We start from the raw sequence: 18,321 nt of genomic DNA on the forward strand, positions 1-18,321 counted from the left end.
TGAGAAATATGGGACAAATAAAGCTGGGAAAGGAGAACCACTTGGCTTATAATTAATTTAGTATGGTTCTATTGCTATATGGATGATAGGATGGGTGCTGTTTATGCGTATCGAGCAGCTATATTATCTTGTTGAAGTGAGCAAAAATAAGTCCTTAACTGTTGCGGCTGGGCAAATTCATGTGTCACAACAGAATCTTAGTGTCGCCATTCGTAATTTGGAAAAGGAGTTCGGCGTCGAGCTTTTAGTGCGTTCTTATAAGGGGGTAGCCCTTACGAAGGAAGGGGAGGAATTTGTCAATAAAGCACAGGAGATCTTAACCAAGATTGACGAACTCTATTCCCAATTTAGCCGGGAACCACTCGCTAAAAAGGTCCTAAAAGGCAAGCTGCGCATTGATGTGGTTCCTTACATGACCCTGCCGGATATCCTGGTTTCCTTTTATAAGCTGCATCCCCAGGTCAATGTGGTTTTAAAGGAGCACAGCCCCCAAGAAATTATGAGTAATGTAGCCGAGGGGATAAGCGATATTGGTATTATCTTTCGGACAAGTGAGGATCCGGGATTTTCTGAGACCATCCATGATCTGAGTTTGGGCTACGAAAACATATTTGACGATAAGATTTTTGTGTGTGCCGGGAAAAAGTCCCCCCTTAAAAACAAGCGTATGATCTCCCATACTGAACTCTTTAAGCAAAAACTGATCGTTTCCGAGGATCTTTATGGATGGATTCTGGAGATTATCAAGCGATATCAGGACCCTGCTCATATGCAAATCCAAAAATCAAACAGTATGCAGATTTATAAAAAGGTGATTGAAGAGGGTCTGGCGGTGGGGTTTGTCACTGGAATTGGTTTGGAAAAGGAGCTTATCTTCAAGAAAGGGGAAGTGGTCCCCATAGCTATCGAAAAGCACAATAATATCACCATTGGGGTGGTGTATCCCATGGCTAATTTCCAAACCGAAATCAGTAAGGAATTTATTGACTATCTTAAATTAACCACTCAGGATTACCGTTGCTGATCATGGCCACTGCTTATGAGTAAAAACCGATTATTCTTCCGAGAGATGCTCTCGGAATTTTTTTATATAGGGCTACAAATGGGGTTTGTGGCCGATAGCAGAATATTCAAAACTATGTGTTAGTCAAAACTGATCAAGGGGACTACAATTAAGACAAAGGTTCACAAACTGTCGATCTCATAATTAAAAGGGGGCATAAGGAATGAACGTGGTTGTTATTGGTTCAGGTGTCATGGGACCTGGCATCGCCCAGGTATTCCTCATGGGCGGACATCATGTAATTATGTCAGACATTAAAGTGGAAGCCTTAGCGGAAGGAACCAAGGAAATCCGCAATAGTCTTACCTTAATGGTATCTAAGGGTATCACAGATCAGGATGTCATAACCCTTATGAGCAATTTCCAAACCATGACCAGCTTAGAAGAAGCAGTAAAAGATGCGGATCTGGTGATAGAAGCTATTCCTGAAGTGATCAGCATAAAGCAAAAGGTTTATGAAGATCTGGACCGGTTCTGTCCCAAAGAGACCGTCATTGTCAGCAATACCTCTGCATTACCATTGCCCGAGATATTCCCTCATTTTCGCCCGGGAAACTTCTTCGTGGCTCACTTTATGAATCCACCCCAAATCATCCCTTTAGTCGAAATCGTCAAAAATGACAAAACCAATCCCGAAAAAGTTGCCTGGCTCAGAGAAGAATTGGAGAAATGCGGGAAAAAGCCCATTGTCATTAACCAATTTATCAAAGGTTTTCTCACCAATCGCATGCAGACCGCCATGGCCCGGGAAGCCTTGTACCTCTATGAAAAAGGAATTGTTTCTCTTGAGGATCTGGATACCGCCAATACAGCTTGCATCGGCTTTAAATCAGCATGGCAAGGAACCTTTGAAACCATGGATTACATCGGTTTGGACACCTGCGCCTTTGCCTATAATGTCATTTTCCCTGATCTTTGCAATGACACGGCAGTTCCCGCTGTGATCACCCAAAAAGTTAAGGAAGGAAAATTGGGCTTAAAATCAGGAGAAGGTTTCTTTAGCTATCCGGAGGATTCCGAAGAGGTTTCCATGCAGAGGCAGGCAGGCCTCTTGGAGCAACTTAAACTTTTCAATTCTTACATTAATAAATAAGTGGCAAAAGGAATTCGCTGGTCTCCTGTAGTTAGGAACTTTTTACTCGGGAGGAAGTGGAGATGAGCAGAAAATTTGTATTGACCCCGCGTCAAAAGGCCATGTGGCCCATCCTTATATTGGGGGCCTTTTTCGAAGGCTTTGATGATGCACTGATCAATATTGCTTTACCCTATATTAAAGCGGATTTTGCTCTAAGTACCCAGATGTCAGGTTATGCACTGTCCATTATTGCCTTTGGTACCATGGTGGCCTTCTTCGTTTCGCGGATGGCGGACACCATCGGCCGCCGCAAAATCTTTTTATCCTGTGTGTATATGTACTCCCTTTGCAGCTTTTTTACAGCCTTTTCTCCGACTATCCAAGTGTTTATCTTCTTTCAATTCGTAGCCCGGATCTTTTTAATCGGGTGTTGGTCCGTAGGGTATGTCATCCTCTGTGAGGAGTTCTCCACAGAGCATCGAGGCAAAGCCGTAGGAAGATTCCAGTTGACCGCAGTATTCGGGGCTTTGCTGATTGGTATTCTGCTCCCCGTCTTCACCAGTGTCGGCTTAAGCTGGAGAGCCCTTTATGTAGTGGGTTCTCTACCGATGATCCCCGTTTTTCTCATGAGAAACCGCCTGCCAGAAACAGAGGCCTTCCTGCAAGTGCAAGAAGAGAAGAAACAAGGCAAACGGCTTCAGAAAGAAGACCTTTTCGGCCCTTGGCGAAATCCCTTTGCCAAGTATATGGTGGTCATGTGCCTGGTATGGGTATTCCTCTATTTCGGAGTGAAAGGAACTCTAAATTTCTTCTCCCTGAGGGTTGTTAACGAATTAAGCTGGACTCCCAATATGGTGAGCTTAGGTCTTGTTCTCCAAACCCTTACCGGAATCTTCGTCATTGCCATGAATGGAAAAATGATGGACGTCATCGGGCGCAAGCGTGCTGCTGCCATCATCATTGTCGTAGGTTGTGTCTTTAGTGTATTAACCTTTACCTTAAAGAGTTTCTATCCGGTACTGGTGTGCAGCATCATTTCCGCGGGATTTGTTAATTCTTTCTTGATTGTAGGCTCCACGTTAACCAATGAACTTTTCCCCACGGAAATCCGCGCCAATGCCATGGCTTGGTCCAACAATATCGTCGGTCGTTTGGGACAGATTATCGTTCCTACCGCAGTGACCACTATGGCCCTCTGGCTTGGTTTGGGAAATGCTGCAGCTGTCGCCGTCGCCTTGCCACTGCTTTCCCTCATCTTAATCCTGATATTTCTACCGGAAACCGGTAAAAAGAACGATACTCTGGTCCCCCCGAACCCTAAGGTTATTTCCAAGTAGCAATTAAAGTAGCGCGGTAAGGGTTAGGTTAAGAAAACGGAAGGAAGTGAAAACTGAACAGCCATGAGAACGATCAAAGAAATTGTCAAGAGTCAAAGAGATTTTTTTAACACCAGTCAAACTTTAGAGCTGTCCTTCCGAATGGATCAACTTCGACGCTTAAAATCCGGTATCCAAGCTCATGAAGAGGAAATCCTCAATGCCTTAAAAGAAGATCTGAACAAGGCACACTTCGAAAGCTATGGAACGGAGGTGGGGTTGGTCCTAGAGGAAATCTGCTATATCTTAAAGCATTTGAAGGACTGGGCTCAGCCCCAGAAAGTAAGAACGCCCTTAACCAGTTTCCCGGCGAAAAGTTATATCTATCCCGAACCTTATGGAGTCACTTTAATCATGTCACCCTGGAACTATCCTTTTATGCTTTCTCTGATTCCCCTTATCGGCGCCCTAGCCGCCGGAAACTGTGCAGTGCTGAAACCTTCGGCTTATTCTGCTCATACCTCGGCCATACTGAGCATGATCTTAAGGGAAAATTTCTCTGAAGATTACATTGCTGTGATTGAAGGGGGAAGAGAAGTCAATCATGCCCTTCTTGAAGAGAAGTTTGACTATATCTTCTTTACGGGAAGCGTTGAAGTGGGGAAAAAGGTGATGCATGCCGCGGCGGAACACCTCACCCCCATTACCCTGGAGCTAGGGGGGAAGAGTCCCTGCATTGTGGATCAAGATGCCAATTTGGAGCTGGCAGCCAAGCGCATTATTTGGGGTAAGTTCTTAAATGCCGGTCAGACCTGTGTCGCTCCCGATTATCTGCTCGTTCATCGGCAGGTTAAGGAAAATCTGATCAGCAGGATGTGCCAGGTGATCGGCGACTTCTATGGAGAGAATCCGCTGGAAAATCCCGATTTACCTAAGATTATCAACGACAAGCATTTTGAACGATTGCTGGGCTATTTATCCTCGGGGAGAATACGTTGCGGCGGTACATCCCACAAGGAGAAGCGGCTCATAGCACCTACCCTTCTGGACCGGGTGCAATGGGAAGAACCAGTCATGCAGGAAGAGATATTTGGGCCGCTTCTGCCTATTCTGGAATTTGAATCCTTAGACGAGGTGATCCGCCTGGTCAACAATAGACCCAAACCCTTAGCCTGCTATTACTTTACCCAGAGCAAGGAGAAGGAAGAGGAGCTCATCCGCCGGATTTCCTTTGGGGGCGGGTGCATCAATGATACGGTGATCCACGTGGCCTCCTCCCACTTACCCTTCGGGGGAGTCGGGGAAAGCGGTATGGGCGGGTATCATGGCAAAGCCAGCTTCAATACCTTCTCCCACCGGAAAAGCATAATCAAGCAATCCCTTAAGTCCGATATCCCCGTCCGTTACCCGCCCTATAAAGGAAAGTTTTATTTACTTAAAAAGATTATGAAGTGAGGATTGACTCAACCAGAATAAAAGGAGGTTTCACTAATGGAAGATAAATGCAGAGCAGGAGCTCTTGTTGCCGAGGTCTTAAAAAAGGAAGGTGCTCAATATCTCTTTGGTATCCCAGGAGGGCACATCTATCCGACTATGGAGCGCTGTGAGGAACTGGGCATTCAATTCATCGGTGTTCGCCATGAAATGACTGCTGCTTTTGCGGCAGAAGGTTGGGCCCTAACCACCGGTAAACTGGGAGTATGCACAGGGACAGCCGGCCCAGGGGTTACTAATTTACTTACCGGCTTGGCCAATTCCTATGTGGGAGGATTTCCGGTCTTTGCACTCGGCGGCAAAGCCCGGGTTACGGAGAATGACCGCAACGAACTGCAGGATTTTAACCAAATGGCTATTCTCAGCCAAATGACCAAGCATTCCCGTGCCGTTACTGAGCCAAAACGGATCCCTGAATATGTGGGGAGGGCCATTGCTCATGCAACCACCGGCAGACCTGGACCGGTCTATATCGAAATCCCCAGGGATCTTATGGAATTAGAAGTGGAACCCTTCGCTGTGGAATTCCAAGAAAAATATTGTGTTGGGAGCAAGCCTCAAGGGGATCCTGCCAGCATTCAGGCCGCCCTGGACCTGATTAAACAAGCTCACAAGCCGGTTATTATTGCCGGTTCCGGAGTATGGTTCTCCCAGGCTCACCACGAGCTCCATGAGTTCGTAGAGAAAACCGGCATCCCCTTCGCAACCCGCAATGCAGCCAGAGGATGCATTACGGATAAACATCCTTTATTCATTAGTCCCGGTTATGATCACCCAATACTCCAAGCTCTTATGGCCGAGGCGGATCTGGCCATCGTTATCGGCACAAGGCCTGGCTTTACCTTAGGACGGGGAATTTTCCGTAAAGATCTGAAAATTATCCGCATCGATATCGACGCTGCTGAGCTTACCAATCAGCTGGACATCACAGTCGGTATCCACGGCGATGCCAGGGAAGTTCTGAGGCAGCTTAACGAGGGAGTGGATCAAGGAAGTCACCCCCAATGGGCCGGATTCCTTAATGCTGTAAAACAACAATTTGCCGGTCTTTTTGGCCAAATGTGTGACCCCGCCCATACACCGATTCATCCTGTTCACCTGATGAACCAAATTGCTCAACGGGTGGATGAAGAGACCATCGTAGTCATAGATGGAGGAGATACAGCTACTTGGGCAACCTTAGTTCTTCCGGCCTATGGTCCAGGACAAATGCTCTCCATTGCCAGCACAAGTTTCGGTCCTTTAGGTGTGGGCATGGGTTACGCCATCGCCGCTAAACTGGCTCATCCTGAGAAGAAAGTCATCATGGTCACCGGCGATGGAGCCTTTGGTTATGGCTCGGCAGAATTCGATACTTTAAAACGTTATGGACTGGGCATCACTACAATCATCCTTAACGATGGCCTCTGGGGAATGATCAAACGCTCTGAAGCCAAAAAAGCCAGTGGCAAAGCCAGATTCGTCGGTGTGGATTTGATGGAGCAAGTCCACTACGAAAAGGTGGTGGAAGGTTTAGGCGGCTATGGTGAATTTGTCACCGATCCCGCAGAAGTCGGTCATGCTATCGACCGCGCACTAGCCTCCGGCAAGATGTCTTGTGTCAACGTCATCACCGACCCCCAATTTGGCCCTCCCAGCAGATAGAACCAAGGAGACAAGTAAGCACTATTATAAATTGGAGGGACAAAGCATTGAGTATCAAAGAAGAAATCTATGCATTTTGCGAAAAGATGAATGCCGACCCCGGTCATATGGAAGAGAAGGATCTCGTTTTCCAAGTTAATCTAAAAGAAAGCGGCCCCATCCAAATGGTGATCCAAGACAGCCGGATTACCGTCTATGAAGATTGTCCGCATATACCGGAGCTGACCATGACCATTTCCGATGAGGATTATTCAAAATTACTCAAGAATCAATTGAACACCACAGTAGCCCTTATGACTGGAAAAGTCAAAGTGGATCGTGTAGATAGGGCTTTAAAGCTTTTGGAAGTAGTAAAGCAATACTATTAGACAATAGTGCATTAAACATGCTGGAGTAGATTTGGAGGAAAGAACTATGGCGAAAATGCGTATGACACCCAGTGAAGCCATCTGCGAAACCTTGCTGGCTGAACGAGTGGATCATGTAACGGGTATTGTAGGATCCGCTTTTATGGACCTCCTGGATCTCTTCCCCACGGCCGGGATTCAATTCATCCCTGTCCGCCACGAACAATCCGCGGGTCATATGGAAGATGCCTATACCCGTGTAACCGGCCGTGCCGGCGTACTTATCGGTCAAAATGGCCCGGGCATTACCAACATGGTCACCTCTGTGGCGGCAGCCAATATGGCCCACACCCCCATGGTAGTGATCTGTCCTTCAGCCGGGACCCCTACAGTAGGCTGGGATGGCTTCCAGGAAGCGGACACCGTTCAGATTTTCAAGGCGATTACCAAAGAGACCATTCGCGTACCCCATCCTTCCCGGGCGGCGGATTGCTTACGGACTGCTTTCCGCATTGCCTATGCCGAACGGGGACCTGTTCTTTATGATATTCCCCGGGATTATTTCTATGGCGAGATCGACGAGCAGATTCTTGAACCTCATCAATACCGGGTTTCCCAACGGGGATGCGGTGATTTAAGCTCCATCGCTAAGGCGGTTGAGCTGCTGGCTTCCGCCAAACGCCCCGTAATCATCTCCGGTCGCGGGGTTGTCGATACAAAAGCCAAGGATATTGTTGCAAAAATCGCCGAGATTCTTACTGCTCCCGTAGCCTGTACTTATCTGCATAACGATGCTTTCCCATCCGATCACTCTCTGTGGTTAGGTCCTATCGGCTATATGGGATCAAAAGCAGCCATGAATACAGTGGCCGAGGCGGATGTGATCCTTGCCTTGGGAACCCGGCTTTCTGTCTTTGGCACCACACCTCAGTATGACATCAACTATTTCCCGGACAGTGCGAAGATTGTTCAAGTAGATATCAATCCCCGCCATATCGGCAGGACTCACTCTGTTGAAGTCGGATTGATTGCCGATGCTAAAGAAGCAGCCAAAGAAATCCTTAAGGGTTTAGAAGCTAAATTCCCTAACCCCCAAGTGAGTGAGGAGTACTTAAGGATTATCAAGAGCCGGCAAGAAGCTTGGGATAAGGAAATCGTCGACCTGGCTATGGTGGATGGCGATCCCATCAACCCCCGCCGTGCTCTGTTAGAAATCCAAAAGGTACTGCCTGAGAATGCTATTGTGTCCACGGATATTGGTAATGTCTCTTCTACAGCCAATAGCTACCTGAGATTTAAAGGTGAAGGAATGCATATTGCGGCTCTGACCTTTGGTAATACGGGATTTGCTTATCCAGCAGCATTAGGTGCCCAAATGGCTGCTCCTGATGCTCCCGTGGTCGCCATCGTCGGGGATGGAGCGTGGGGAATGAGCCTCCATGAAGTGAGTACCGCTGTAGAACACAATCTCCCCGTGGTCGCCATTGTCTTCCGGAACATGGCTTGGTGTGCAGAGAAGAAAAATCAAATCGACTTCTACAATAACCGTTTCATCGGTGCAGATATTCTCAATCCGGAAAGCTTTACCCCGGTAGCCATCGCTATGGGAGCTCAGGGTATTCGCGTTACAAACCCGGAGGAAGTCGGGCCCGCTCTGGAAAAAGCCTTGGCCTCCCGAAAACCCACCGTGCTGGAAATCGTTTGTGACGGAACCCAACTGGCCCCACCTTTCAGGAAAGATGCTTTAAAAATGCCCACCCGCTTACTGCCTAAGTATCAGCACTTAGACGTAAGAAACTGGCAGTAAGAAAACACATCTTTAGCCTATTGTGAAGAAACAAGAAAACCCGGATACATCTTATCCCAGGATGTATCTGGGTTTTTATTTTGGTTGATTTTGAGTGTTGCCCCTATAATAACAGTCGGCACAGGCAGGGACTGGAAAGAAAATGAAGAAAACTGCAGATAATATGAAGAGCATGCCAGGGAGGGACCTTGAAGTATGGTATAATTTTTTAAGTGTAGTTTGTTGCTGCTTTCTAAGAATATTATGAAGAACTAAGTGGAGGTAAGACATGGGTCTACTGGATCTGCAAAATCAATGGGAATCTATAATTTATAGCGCCAGCCTAAAGAGAATTGGCGGAGCTATATTAATTCTGGTCTTGGCTTTTTTGCTGAAAAAGATATTTTCTAAAGTGATCATTGTCTTACTACAGAAATTGACCCAAAAGACGAAGAGTGCCGTCGATGATAATATCGTGGAAGTGCTGGATAAGCCGGTACAGCTAGCCTTTATTATCATAGGCTTACAGATCGCGACACAGATGCTGCTCCTGCCCCCGGAGGTCAGTTTATTTATCAACAAGGTCATTCGCTCTTTGGTTTTATATACTTTATTTTGGGCGGCTTATCGGGCGACGGATGTTTTTACAGCTTTGTTTGAAAAACGGGCCTTGCTCACAGCGGATAAATTTGACGATATGCTGGTTTCCTTTTTGAGCAAAGGGGCTAAAGCATTGATTATCGTTTTAGGGGCTATCACCATAGCTCAAGTCTGGTTTAAGGAAATTACCGGTGTTTTGACAGGTTTAGGACTTGGCGGCCTGGCTTTTGCTCTCGCAGCTCAGGATACAGCTAAAAACTTATTCGGCAGTGTGACCATTATGCTGGATCGCCCTTTCAACATTGGAGACTGGGTTCAGACCCCCAGTGTGGAAGGAACGATCGAAGAGATTGGTTTTAGAAGCACTAAGGTGAGAACCTTTGCGCAAGCGGTGGTAACCATCCCCAATTCAGTGATGAGCAATGAACCCATTACCAATTGGTCAAGGATGGGGAAGAGGAGAGTTAATTTTCAACTCAAAGTAAGTTACCAAACGACGGCTGAACAACTTCAACAATGTATCCAATCCTTACGAACCATCCTTGAGAATCATCCGGAAGTCCATCCCGAAACCATCCTGGTCTATTTTGAGCGGTTTGGGGATAATTCCCTTAACATATTCGTTTATTTCTTTACCAACAGCACCAATTGGAAAAAGTTCCTTGAGGTTCAGGAGGATGTAAACTTTAAGATTATGACCCTGCTTGAAGAGCTGGGGATAGTGGTAGCCCTTCCTTCGCGGAGCGTCTATATTGAAGGGGCCAAGAGTGAGGTGCCGAAAGAGGTGCTATAAATTCTGCGGAGCTTCTATACTTGTAGAACGATAAATGCTGCAATGATGGAAATCAGCACGGATAAGACTAAACTGCCTCTCAGCCAGGAGCAGATACCGGCGGCAAGGATACCGACAACGGTTGCTAATCTCATATCTGGTCCAGACTGCATGATTCCCCGGATAATCAAGGCACTTAAAGCCGTATAGGGTATATAGCGCAGGAATCTCTTCAAGACAGGGGGCAGAGGTCTTCCCGTCATGATAAGCAGGGGAAGCAATCTGGGCAAATAGGTTACAACCATCATCCCGGTAATTAAAAGGAGATAGCTTTTCATGGGGAAACCTCCTCATCTTTAATAATGAAAGAACCCATTCCGGCCACCAGGATCACAGCGGCAATGAAAGACCAGGATGGGGGCAGGAGATTGAAGTGTGAGGCAGCCAGGTAAAAGATCCCGGACATCACCGCTAAAAACAAAACAGAAAAGGACTTTTTTATTTCAGGCGCCAATAAGGCCATAAACATAGCGTAAAGTCCTACCCCCAGGCTAAGTTGAACAGTCTCCGGCAGCATGGTACCCACAAGATACCCTGCAATCGTACCTATGACCCAGGAAAAATAGGGGATAATTTGCAGGGTGAGCAAAAATGGGACGTTCAAGGTTCTGTTTCTTAAAGAGATCAAGGAAAAGGCTTCGTCGGTAATGCCGAAAGCAATGACAAAAAGCCAATGTTTTTTAATTCCCTGCAGTCTGACCGACAAAGAAGCGCTCATGATAAAATGCCGTAAATTCAGAAGAAATGTGGCAAGGATGATGCTTCCTGCTGAAATGCCGTCTTTGATCATATCCAATGCCATAAATTGACTGGCTCCGGCAAAAACCATCACGGAAAACAAACTGGTGTCCTGTAACGAAATCCCAACATTTTTGGCAAGAAGCCCGAAGGCCATAGCCACAGGAAAAAAACCAAAGACAAGGGGAAGAGCAGCGATGAGTCCTTCTTTGATACTGTCTGCAATCTGATGTTCTCTGTTCATGTTTTCTCCCTCCGGCTCTGTGCGGTCTATCTATTCTTAAGTGCAGTGGTATAATGAAAAAGCATAGACTTTAAATATCGTATGTTATATTGGACAAATAAGTATAATATAACATACGAATGGATATAGTATATCCTGCCGGAGGATAAGATACAAGGGGGAAGACCTTTTTGAAGGATTTGAATCAGATTGTTGCCAATAACTTAAAACAAATCAGGGATGAGATGAAATTAAGCCTGGACAAGGTAGCGGATATGACGGGTGTCAGTAAAGGGATGTTAAGACAAATTGAGGCGGGTGAATCCAGCCCGACCATCAAAACCATCTGGAAGATCGCATCGGGCTTGAAAATACCTTATACATCAATCATCAATATTCCCCAGCCGGAGACCTTCCTTGTCCCAAGAGAGGATATGGAACCGCAGGTTGAGGACGACGGTAGATATAAGGTCTATTCAATCTTTCCCTCAGAAGATGGACGAAGAGTGGAAATCTATACGATAGAACTTGAAAAGGGCTGTTCCTTTTCTTCAAATTCTCATGGAGAAAAGACTCAGGAATTTATTACGGTCTATGAGGGTGTTCTAACCATTCAGGTGGATGATGAAGAGTATAGTATAAAGGCAGGAGACTCCATTAAATTCATGGCGGATAGGCCCCATACTTATTCCAATAGATTGGAACAATTAACCAGGGCGAGTATGGTCATTTATTATTCGATATAGTAAAGGGCTTAAACCTTAAATATTGTATACATTAGCGAAAACTGTTGAAATGCTAAGCCTTATTATGCTAAGTTAAACTTAATCGAGAAATGGAGCAAAGGCGCTCAAAAGGACAAGTACCTGATAAGTACGAGTCTTTTTGGAGCGCCTTTTTGTTTGTGGGTTATTTTCAAAGCAGTATAGAACAAGAAGGAGGAGAACTATGCAAAATTACGGTCTGCCGCAAAAACAGGGTCTTTACGACCCGGCATTAGAACATGATGCCTGCGGTATGGGATTTGTGGTCAGCATCAAAGGTGAAACGTCCCATGAGATTATAGATGAAGCTCTAACGGTACTGGAGAATCTAAATCATAGGGGGGCCAGCGGAGCGGATGAAAACACAGGGGACGGCGCAGGGATTCTGGTCCAGATTCCCCATGCTTTTTTTCAGCGGGAATGTGAGGTGCTGGGATTCGCACTGCCGGAAAAGGGAAATTACGGGGTAGGAATGATTTTTGCACATCGTTATGCTGACTTTAGAGAAACCCAGATGGAGACCTTCGCAAGGATTGTAGGGGAGGAAGGTCAGAAGATTCTCGGGTGGAGAGAAGTCCCCATCGATAAAAGTACCATCGGAGAAAGTGCTCAAGCAGTGATGCCCCGCTTTATTCAAGTGTTCATCGAGAAGGACCCCCTGCTTACGGATATCATGGACTTTGAAAGAAAGCTCTATGCCATTCGCAAAAGAGCGGAAAAAATCATTCTGCCTATGTGTGAGGATAAGGGCGGTACCTTCTATGTGGCCAGTCTGTCCGCCAAGACCATCGTCTACAAGGGGATGCTGACGGCGGAGCAGCTGCGTCATTTTTATCTGGATCTATCCGATTTGGATTTCGTCTCGGCCTTGGCGATGGTTCATTCCCGCTTCAGCACCAACACTTTTCCCAGCTGGGAAAGAGCTCACCCGAACCGCTATATCGTCCATAATGGGGAGATCAATACCATCCGGGGGAATGTGAACTGGATGAGAGCCCGGCAGAAAGGCATCGAATCTCCTTTATTTGAGGATATAGGCAAAGTCTATCCCATTGTGGATGAATCCGGCAGTGATTCCGCTATGTTCGACAACAGCTTGGAGTTCCTGCACCTGACCGGAAGATATCTTCCCCATGCGGTGATGATGATGATTCCTGAACCTTGGGAAAACAACGACTTCATGCCTAAGGAGAAAAGGGATTTTTATGCTTACAACAGTTTTTTAATGGAACCCTGGGACGGTCCCGCCGCTATGGGCTTTACCGATGGAGTGGTGATCGGCGGGGTACTGGACCGCAATGGGCTGCGCCCTTCCCGCTATTATGTCACCAAGGATGATAAGGTCATTCTGGCTTCCGAAGTGGGAGTTATCGATATCAAGCCGGAGAATGTTCAATACAAAGGCCGTTTGGAGCCCGGAAAAATGCTGCTCATTGACACTCAGGCCCAAAAGATCATCTCCGACGAGGAGCTGAAAGCCGGCGTAGCCCGGAAAAATCCCTACGGTGAGTGGATTGAGAAGCACATCGTGAAGCTCAGCAGTTTACCTGAGGCAGCCCGGATGGAGCGGAGAGCTGAGTCAGTTGGGATAGTTGAGGAACCGAAAGAAAGCAGAGATCAGGGGCAGCTGATTCAGCAGCAAAAAGCCTTCGGCTATACTTTTGAAGATATTACGAAAACCATCCAACCTATGGCGTTAGAGGGTGGTGATCCTGTGGGAGCCATGGGTATGGACTCTCCGTTAGCGGTCTTGTCGGAAAAACCGCAGATGCTTTATTTGTATTTCAAACAGCTTTTTGCCCAGGTAACGAACCCTCCTATCGATGGCATCCGGGAAGAAATCGTCACGTCCTGCACGATGCTCCTGGGTAATTCCGGAAACCTGCTGGACCCCGACCAGGAGAATACGGCATCCCTTTTCCTGGAGCATCCCATTCTGACCAATGAACAGCTTAACACGATTAAACATTTGCAGCATGGACAGTTTAAAGCCGTGACCTTATCCATGCTTTATCCTGTAGGGGGCGGCTCGAAGGCTATGGAGCGGGCTTTGGAGCGGCTCTTCAAAGAAGCGGATAAGGTGATTGCTGAAGGAGCCAATATCATCATTCTCTCCGACCGGGGAGTGGATAAGGAGCAGGCGGCCATTCCGGCTCTCCTGGCTTCTTCAGGCCTTCACCACCACCTGATCCGCAAAGAAATCCGCACGAACCTGGGTATTGTGCTGGAATCCGCAGAACCCCGGGAAGTTCATCACTTCTGTACTTTAGTGGGTTATGGAGTCACTGCGGTTAATCCTTATCTGGCCTATGAGACCGTTGAAGATCTGGCGGCTAAGGGCCTCCTTGATGGACTGACCGCCCAGGAAGGGATCAAGAACTTCATTAAAGCTTCGGTGAAGGGAATGCTTAAAGTTCTCACCAAGATGGGGATCTCCACCATGCACAGCTACCATGGGGCCCAAATCTTTGAAGCGGTGGGGTTGCGGAAGGACTTGATCGACAAATATTTCACCATGACTCCCTCCCGTCTGGAAGGGATCGGTCTGGAAGAGATTGCCCTGGAGAACCAAATGCGCCATGAAAGCGCCTACGATGAGAACTCCCTTTATGCAGACAGTCTGGAGGTAGGCGGTTACTTCCAATGTAAGGAAGATGGAGAAAAGCATCTTTATAATCCGGAGACCATCTATCTGATCCAAAGGGCCTGCCGGGAAGGCAATTATGCCCTCTTTAAAGAGTACACCAAAAAGATCAATGAAGAAGAAGTCTATACCTTAAGACATCTTTTGGACTTCAACTATAATGCCGGAGATACCATCCCCATCGAAGAAGTGGAGTCCGTGGATTCCATCGTCAAGCGCTTTAAAACCGGGGCTATGTCCTATGGCTCCATCAGCAAGGAAGCTCATGAAGCTTTGGCTATTGCCATGAACCGGCTGGGGGGCAAGAGCAATACCGGTGAAGGCGGGGAAGACCCGGAGCGGTTCAAGGTGTTGTCTCATTGTGGAGGAGAGGGTAAGGATGCCTTGGGGAATGGGGACAGCAAAAACAGTGCCATTAAGCAGGTGGCTTCCGGACGCTTCGGTGTCACCAGTCATTATCTGGTCAATGCCCAGGAGATTCAGATCAAGATGGCTCAGGGAGCCAAGCCCGGCGAAGGGGGACAGCTGCCGGGACGTAAGGTTTATCCCTGGGTGGCTAAGACCCGGCACTCCACACCAGGTGTGGACCTGATTTCTCCCCCTCCTCATCATGATATTTACTCCATCGAAGATTTGGCGGAGCTGATCCATGACCTGAAGAATGCCAACCGGGATGCCCGTATTAACGTCAAATTGGTATCTGAAGTAGGAGTCGGCACCATTGCCGCCGGAGTAGCCAAAGGAAAGGCCGATGTGATTCTGATCAGCGGTTATGACGGAGGGACAGGAGCCTCGCCCCGAACCAGTATCCGCAATGCGGGACTGCCCTGGGAGCTGGGCTTAGCCGAAACTCATCAGACTCTGGTCCTCAATAAACTGAGAGATCGGGTGGTGGTGGAAACAGACGGCAAGCTTTTGTCAGGACGTGATGTGGTCATCGCCGCCATGCTGGGGGCTGAAGAATTCGGCTTTGCCACCACTCCTCTGATCGCTTTGGGCTGTGTCATGATGCGGGTCTGCAACCTGAATACCTGTCCTGTGGGCATCGCTACCCAGGATGAGGAACTAAGAAAGAACTTCACAGGCAAGCCTGAGCATGTAGAAAACTTCATGCGCTTTATCGCCCAGGAAATGCGGGAAATCATGGCCAAGCTGGGCTTCCGAACCATCAATGAAATGGTTGGCCGTACCGACCGCCTGAAAAGCAAAGAGACGATTAAGCACTGGAAAGCATCCCAGCTGGATCTTTCCCAGATTCTCTATCAGCCTTATGCCGGTTCTGATGTAAGCCGCTATAACACCCAAACCCAAAAACACCTGCTGGAAAAATCCCTGGATATGAAAAAGCTCCTGCGGGTTTGTCAGCCTGCTTTAGAAAACCAAAAGCCGATCCGTGCCAAATTGAAAATCAACAATGTGGATCGTGTCGTGGGGACCATCATCGGCAGTGAAATCTCCAAACGCTATGGGGAACAAGGATTGCCTGAAGATACCATTAAACTGACCTTTGTGGGCTCAGCCGGTCAAAGCTTCGGGGCCTTTGTCCCAAAGGGACTGACTCTAGAGCTGGAAGGGGACTCCAACGATTATCTGGGCAAAGGACTTTCCGGCGGTAAAATCGCCGTTTACCCACCCAGGACTGCGGATTTTGTTCCTGAAGAGAATATTCTGATCGGCAATGTAGCCTTCTATGGAGCAACCTCAGGGGAAGCCTATATCAATGGGATTGCGGGGGAACGCTTCTGCGTCAGAAACAGTGGCGTTCATGCAGTAGTAGAAGGTGTAGGGGATCATGGCTGTGAATATATGACCGGCGGCAAAGTGGTCATCCTGGGTAAGACAGGACGGAACTTTGCAGCGGGAATGTCCGGCGGGGTAGCTTATATCCTGGATTTTGATGAGAATTATTGCAATCAATCCATGGTGCTTTTGGAAAACATCCAATCCGAAGCCGAACTTAATGAAGTCAAGGAAATGATCCGCAAGCATGTGGAGTATACCCATAGTCCCCAGGGAGGAAAAATTCTCGCGGATTGGGAACGCTATGCAACCCGGTTTACCAAAGTGATTCCCAAGGACTACAAGCGGATGCTGGCCAATATCGATAAGGCTTTCCAAGACGGATACTCAGGGGATGAAGCGCTGATGGCAGCCTTTGCCGAGCATTTCAAAACGTCGGAAGCGGCTAAGTAAGGGGGGACAAACATGGGAAAAGCAACAGGTTTTTTAGAGTATAAACGGATTGATCCCAAGAAGCGCGCCCCTGAGGAACGTATTCAGGACTGGCGGGAGATTAAACTGCCCAGAGACCCTGAGGTGATGAAGACCCAGGGGGCCCGCTGTATGAATTGTGGCGTCCCCTTCTGCAATGGCGGGGTCATGCTCAACGGCATGGTTTCGGGCTGCCCTCTGCATAATTTGATTCCGGACTGGAATGAACTGATCTACAAAGGGCAATGGGAAGAAGCCTATCGGCGCTTAAGCCGTACCAGTCCTTTTTCGGAATTCACCTCCCGGGTTTGCCCTGCACCCTGTGAAGGAGCCTGCACCGAAGGCTATATTATGGAGCCCGTAACCATCAACTGTATAGAGTATGAGATCATCGAGAAGGCTTTTGCCGAAGGATGGGTAAAGCCCCAAAAAGGAAAATCTACCGGTAAAACGGTGGCAGTGGTCGGTTCCGGCCCCGCGGGACTATCGGCAGCGAATTATCTCAATGCCGTGGGTCATGAGGTCACCGTGTATGAGCGGGCCGACCGTCCCGGCGGACTCCTCATGTATGGCATTCCCAATATGAAGCTGGAGAAAAATATAGTGGAGCGGCGCATAAACTTAATGAAGGAGTCCGGCATCAACTTTGTTCTCAATACCGAGGTGGGCAAGGATATCCCGGCGCAGGACCTGGTAAATCAATATGATGCGGTCGTTCTCTGCATTGGTGCCACCAAAGCCCGAGGACTCAACGTGGAAGGCTGTGAACTGAAAGGTGTCCACTATGCAGTAGATTTTCTGAAGGCCAATACCAAAAGGCTGCTGGACTCCAATTTTGCCCATTTGGAAACCATGGATGAAAAAGATGGCCAGGGGAACGGATGGATCAATGCCCAAGGGAAAAACGTCATTATCATCGGCGGTGGAGACACGGGGACGGACTGTATCGCTACCTCCATCCGTTATGGCTGTAAAAGCGTCCACCAATTTGAGATCATGCCCGAACCTCCTGTCAAGCGGATCGAGGCCGCCAATCCCTGGCCGGAATGGCCCAAAAAACTTAAAGTTGACTACGGTCAGGAAGAAGCCATCAGTCTCTACGGAAAAGATCCCCGTCATTACCTCATCAATACGAAAAAGATCGTGGGCAACGAGCAAGGTGAGGCTAAGGAAATTCATACCGTAGAAGTTCGCTGGATTAAAGACTCCTCAGGAAGAATGGTTCCCCAAGAAGTGCCCGGCAGCAAAAAAGTATGGGAAGCAGATTTGGTCCTTTTGGCCATGGGCTTCCTCGGCCCGGAAGATGCGATACCCAATGAGCTGAACCTCGAGCGGGATGAGCGAAGTAATCTCAAAGCGGAGTATGAAGAATTTGAAACCAATGTGGAAAAGGTTTTTGCTGCGGGAGATGCCAGAAGGGGGCAGAGCCTTGTAGTATGGGCTCTCCAGGAAGGGAAGCTGGCAGCCCGTGAAGTGGATAAGTATCTGATGGGGAGGAGTGGGATTAGGTAAGAAGGGTGAAGTAAGAGGCGTGAAGTAAGTAGGAAATATGCAGTAAGTTTAAAGGGACGATTCATTTGACAT

13 protein-coding genes are annotated in these 18,321 nt (G+C 47.8%); 11 read left to right on the top strand and 2 right to left on the bottom strand.

Annotation, left to right across the window (positions count from 1 at the left end):
* The first annotated feature begins 103 nt into the window (after positions 1-103).
* The 8 genes from DESDE_RS03930 to DESDE_RS03965 all read left to right on the top strand — a co-directional run bounded on the left by DESDE_RS03930 (position 104) and on the right by DESDE_RS03965 (position 10,118).
* Entirely contained in the window at positions 104-1,024 is a 921-nt protein-coding gene (locus DESDE_RS03930) for a LysR family transcriptional regulator (protein WP_014792744.1), read from the top strand.
* Positions 1,025-1,226: 202 nt separating this feature from the next.
* Positions 1,227-2,156: a 3-hydroxyacyl-CoA dehydrogenase family protein gene (locus DESDE_RS03935; RefSeq protein ID WP_014792745.1), complete on the top strand. Its 930-nt coding sequence runs from the start codon at positions 1,227-1,229 to the stop codon at positions 2,154-2,156.
* Positions 2,157-2,218: 62 nt separating this feature from the next.
* Positions 2,219-3,475: an MFS transporter gene (locus DESDE_RS03940; RefSeq protein ID WP_014792746.1), complete on the top strand. Its 1,257-nt coding sequence runs from the start codon at positions 2,219-2,221 to the stop codon at positions 3,473-3,475.
* A 63-nt stretch (positions 3,476-3,538) separates the two neighbouring features.
* Positions 3,539-4,909, top strand: coding sequence for an aldehyde dehydrogenase (locus tag DESDE_RS03945; RefSeq protein WP_014792747.1), 1,371 nt, complete (start codon positions 3,539-3,541; stop codon positions 4,907-4,909).
* A 36-nt stretch (positions 4,910-4,945) separates the two neighbouring features.
* Complete coding sequence (locus DESDE_RS03950) at positions 4,946-6,592, top strand: thiamine pyrophosphate-binding protein (protein WP_014792748.1); 1,647 nt, start codon at positions 4,946-4,948, stop codon at positions 6,590-6,592.
* A gap of 47 nt (positions 6,593-6,639) precedes the next feature.
* A complete protein-coding gene (locus DESDE_RS03955) occupies positions 6,640-6,960 on the top strand; it encodes an SCP2 sterol-binding domain-containing protein (RefSeq protein WP_014792749.1) in 321 nt (106 codons plus the stop codon).
* Positions 6,961-7,006: 46 nt separating this feature from the next.
* A complete protein-coding gene (gene xsc, locus DESDE_RS03960; protein ID WP_014792750.1) occupies positions 7,007-8,746 on the top strand; it encodes a sulfoacetaldehyde acetyltransferase in 1,740 nt (579 codons plus the stop codon).
* Positions 8,747-9,014: 268 nt separating this feature from the next.
* Positions 9,015-10,118: a mechanosensitive ion channel family protein gene (locus tag DESDE_RS03965; RefSeq protein ID WP_014792751.1), complete on the top strand. Its 1,104-nt coding sequence runs from the start codon at positions 9,015-9,017 to the stop codon at positions 10,116-10,118.
* A 14-nt stretch (positions 10,119-10,132) separates the two neighbouring features.
* On the opposite strand, the gene DESDE_RS03970 is transcribed toward DESDE_RS03965, so the two are convergent.
* Positions 10,133-10,435: an AzlD domain-containing protein gene (locus DESDE_RS03970; protein WP_014792752.1), complete on the bottom strand. Its 303-nt coding sequence runs from the start codon at positions 10,433-10,435 to the stop codon at positions 10,133-10,135.
* Positions 10,432-11,139 (bottom strand): AzlC family ABC transporter permease, encoded by a 708-nt coding sequence (locus DESDE_RS03975; RefSeq protein WP_014792753.1) that lies wholly within the window; start codon positions 11,137-11,139, stop codon positions 10,432-10,434. Before DESDE_RS03975 ends, DESDE_RS03970 begins: the two co-directional genes overlap by 4 nt.
* A gap of 170 nt (positions 11,140-11,309) precedes the next feature.
* On the opposite strand from DESDE_RS03975, the gene DESDE_RS03980 reads away from it, so the two are divergent.
* The 3 genes from DESDE_RS03980 to DESDE_RS03990 all read left to right on the top strand — a co-directional run bounded on the left by DESDE_RS03980 (position 11,310) and on the right by DESDE_RS03990 (position 18,249).
* Positions 11,310-11,864 carry a helix-turn-helix domain-containing protein gene (locus DESDE_RS03980; protein ID WP_014792754.1) on the top strand — a complete coding sequence of 185 codons (555 nt, stop codon included), beginning with the start codon at positions 11,310-11,312 and terminating at the stop codon, positions 11,862-11,864.
* A 202-nt stretch (positions 11,865-12,066) separates the two neighbouring features.
* Positions 12,067-16,719, top strand: coding sequence for a glutamate synthase large subunit (gltB, locus tag DESDE_RS03985; RefSeq protein ID WP_014792755.1), 4,653 nt, complete (start codon positions 12,067-12,069; stop codon positions 16,717-16,719).
* A gap of 12 nt (positions 16,720-16,731) precedes the next feature.
* Positions 16,732-18,249 (top strand): glutamate synthase subunit beta, encoded by a 1,518-nt coding sequence (locus DESDE_RS03990; protein WP_014792756.1) that lies wholly within the window; start codon positions 16,732-16,734, stop codon positions 18,247-18,249.
* Positions 18,250-18,321: the final 72 nt, after the last annotated feature.

It is taken from the genome of Desulfitobacterium dehalogenans ATCC 51507 (assembly GCF_000243155.2).
GTDB lineage: Bacteria > Bacillota > Desulfitobacteriia > Desulfitobacteriales > Desulfitobacteriaceae > Desulfitobacterium > Desulfitobacterium dehalogenans.

Excerpts from the sequence above, each read along its gene's own strand:
- DESDE_RS03970 (WP_014792752.1), bottom strand. The coding sequence starts at position 10,435 with ATGAAAAGCTATCTCCTTTTAATTACCGGGATGATGGTTGTAACCTAT.
- DESDE_RS03935 (WP_014792745.1), top strand. The coding sequence starts at position 1,227 with ATGAACGTGGTTGTTATTGGTTCAGGTGTCATGGGACCTGGCATCGCC.
- DESDE_RS03930 (WP_014792744.1), top strand. The coding sequence starts at position 104 with ATGCGTATCGAGCAGCTATATTATCTTGTTGAAGTGAGCAAAAATAAG.
- gltB (WP_014792755.1), top strand. The coding sequence starts at position 12,067 with ATGCAAAATTACGGTCTGCCGCAAAAACAGGGTCTTTACGACCCGGCA.
- DESDE_RS03945 (WP_014792747.1), top strand. The coding sequence starts at position 3,539 with ATGAGAACGATCAAAGAAATTGTCAAGAGTCAAAGAGATTTTTTTAAC.
- DESDE_RS03950 (WP_014792748.1), top strand. The coding sequence starts at position 4,946 with ATGGAAGATAAATGCAGAGCAGGAGCTCTTGTTGCCGAGGTCTTAAAA.
- DESDE_RS03940 (WP_014792746.1), top strand. The coding sequence starts at position 2,219 with ATGAGCAGAAAATTTGTATTGACCCCGCGTCAAAAGGCCATGTGGCCC.
- DESDE_RS03965 (WP_014792751.1), top strand. The coding sequence starts at position 9,015 with ATGGGTCTACTGGATCTGCAAAATCAATGGGAATCTATAATTTATAGC.
- xsc (WP_014792750.1), top strand. The coding sequence starts at position 7,007 with ATGGCGAAAATGCGTATGACACCCAGTGAAGCCATCTGCGAAACCTTG.
- DESDE_RS03990 (WP_014792756.1), top strand. The coding sequence starts at position 16,732 with ATGGGAAAAGCAACAGGTTTTTTAGAGTATAAACGGATTGATCCCAAG.
- DESDE_RS03975 (WP_014792753.1), bottom strand. The coding sequence starts at position 11,139 with ATGAACAGAGAACATCAGATTGCAGACAGTATCAAAGAAGGACTCATC.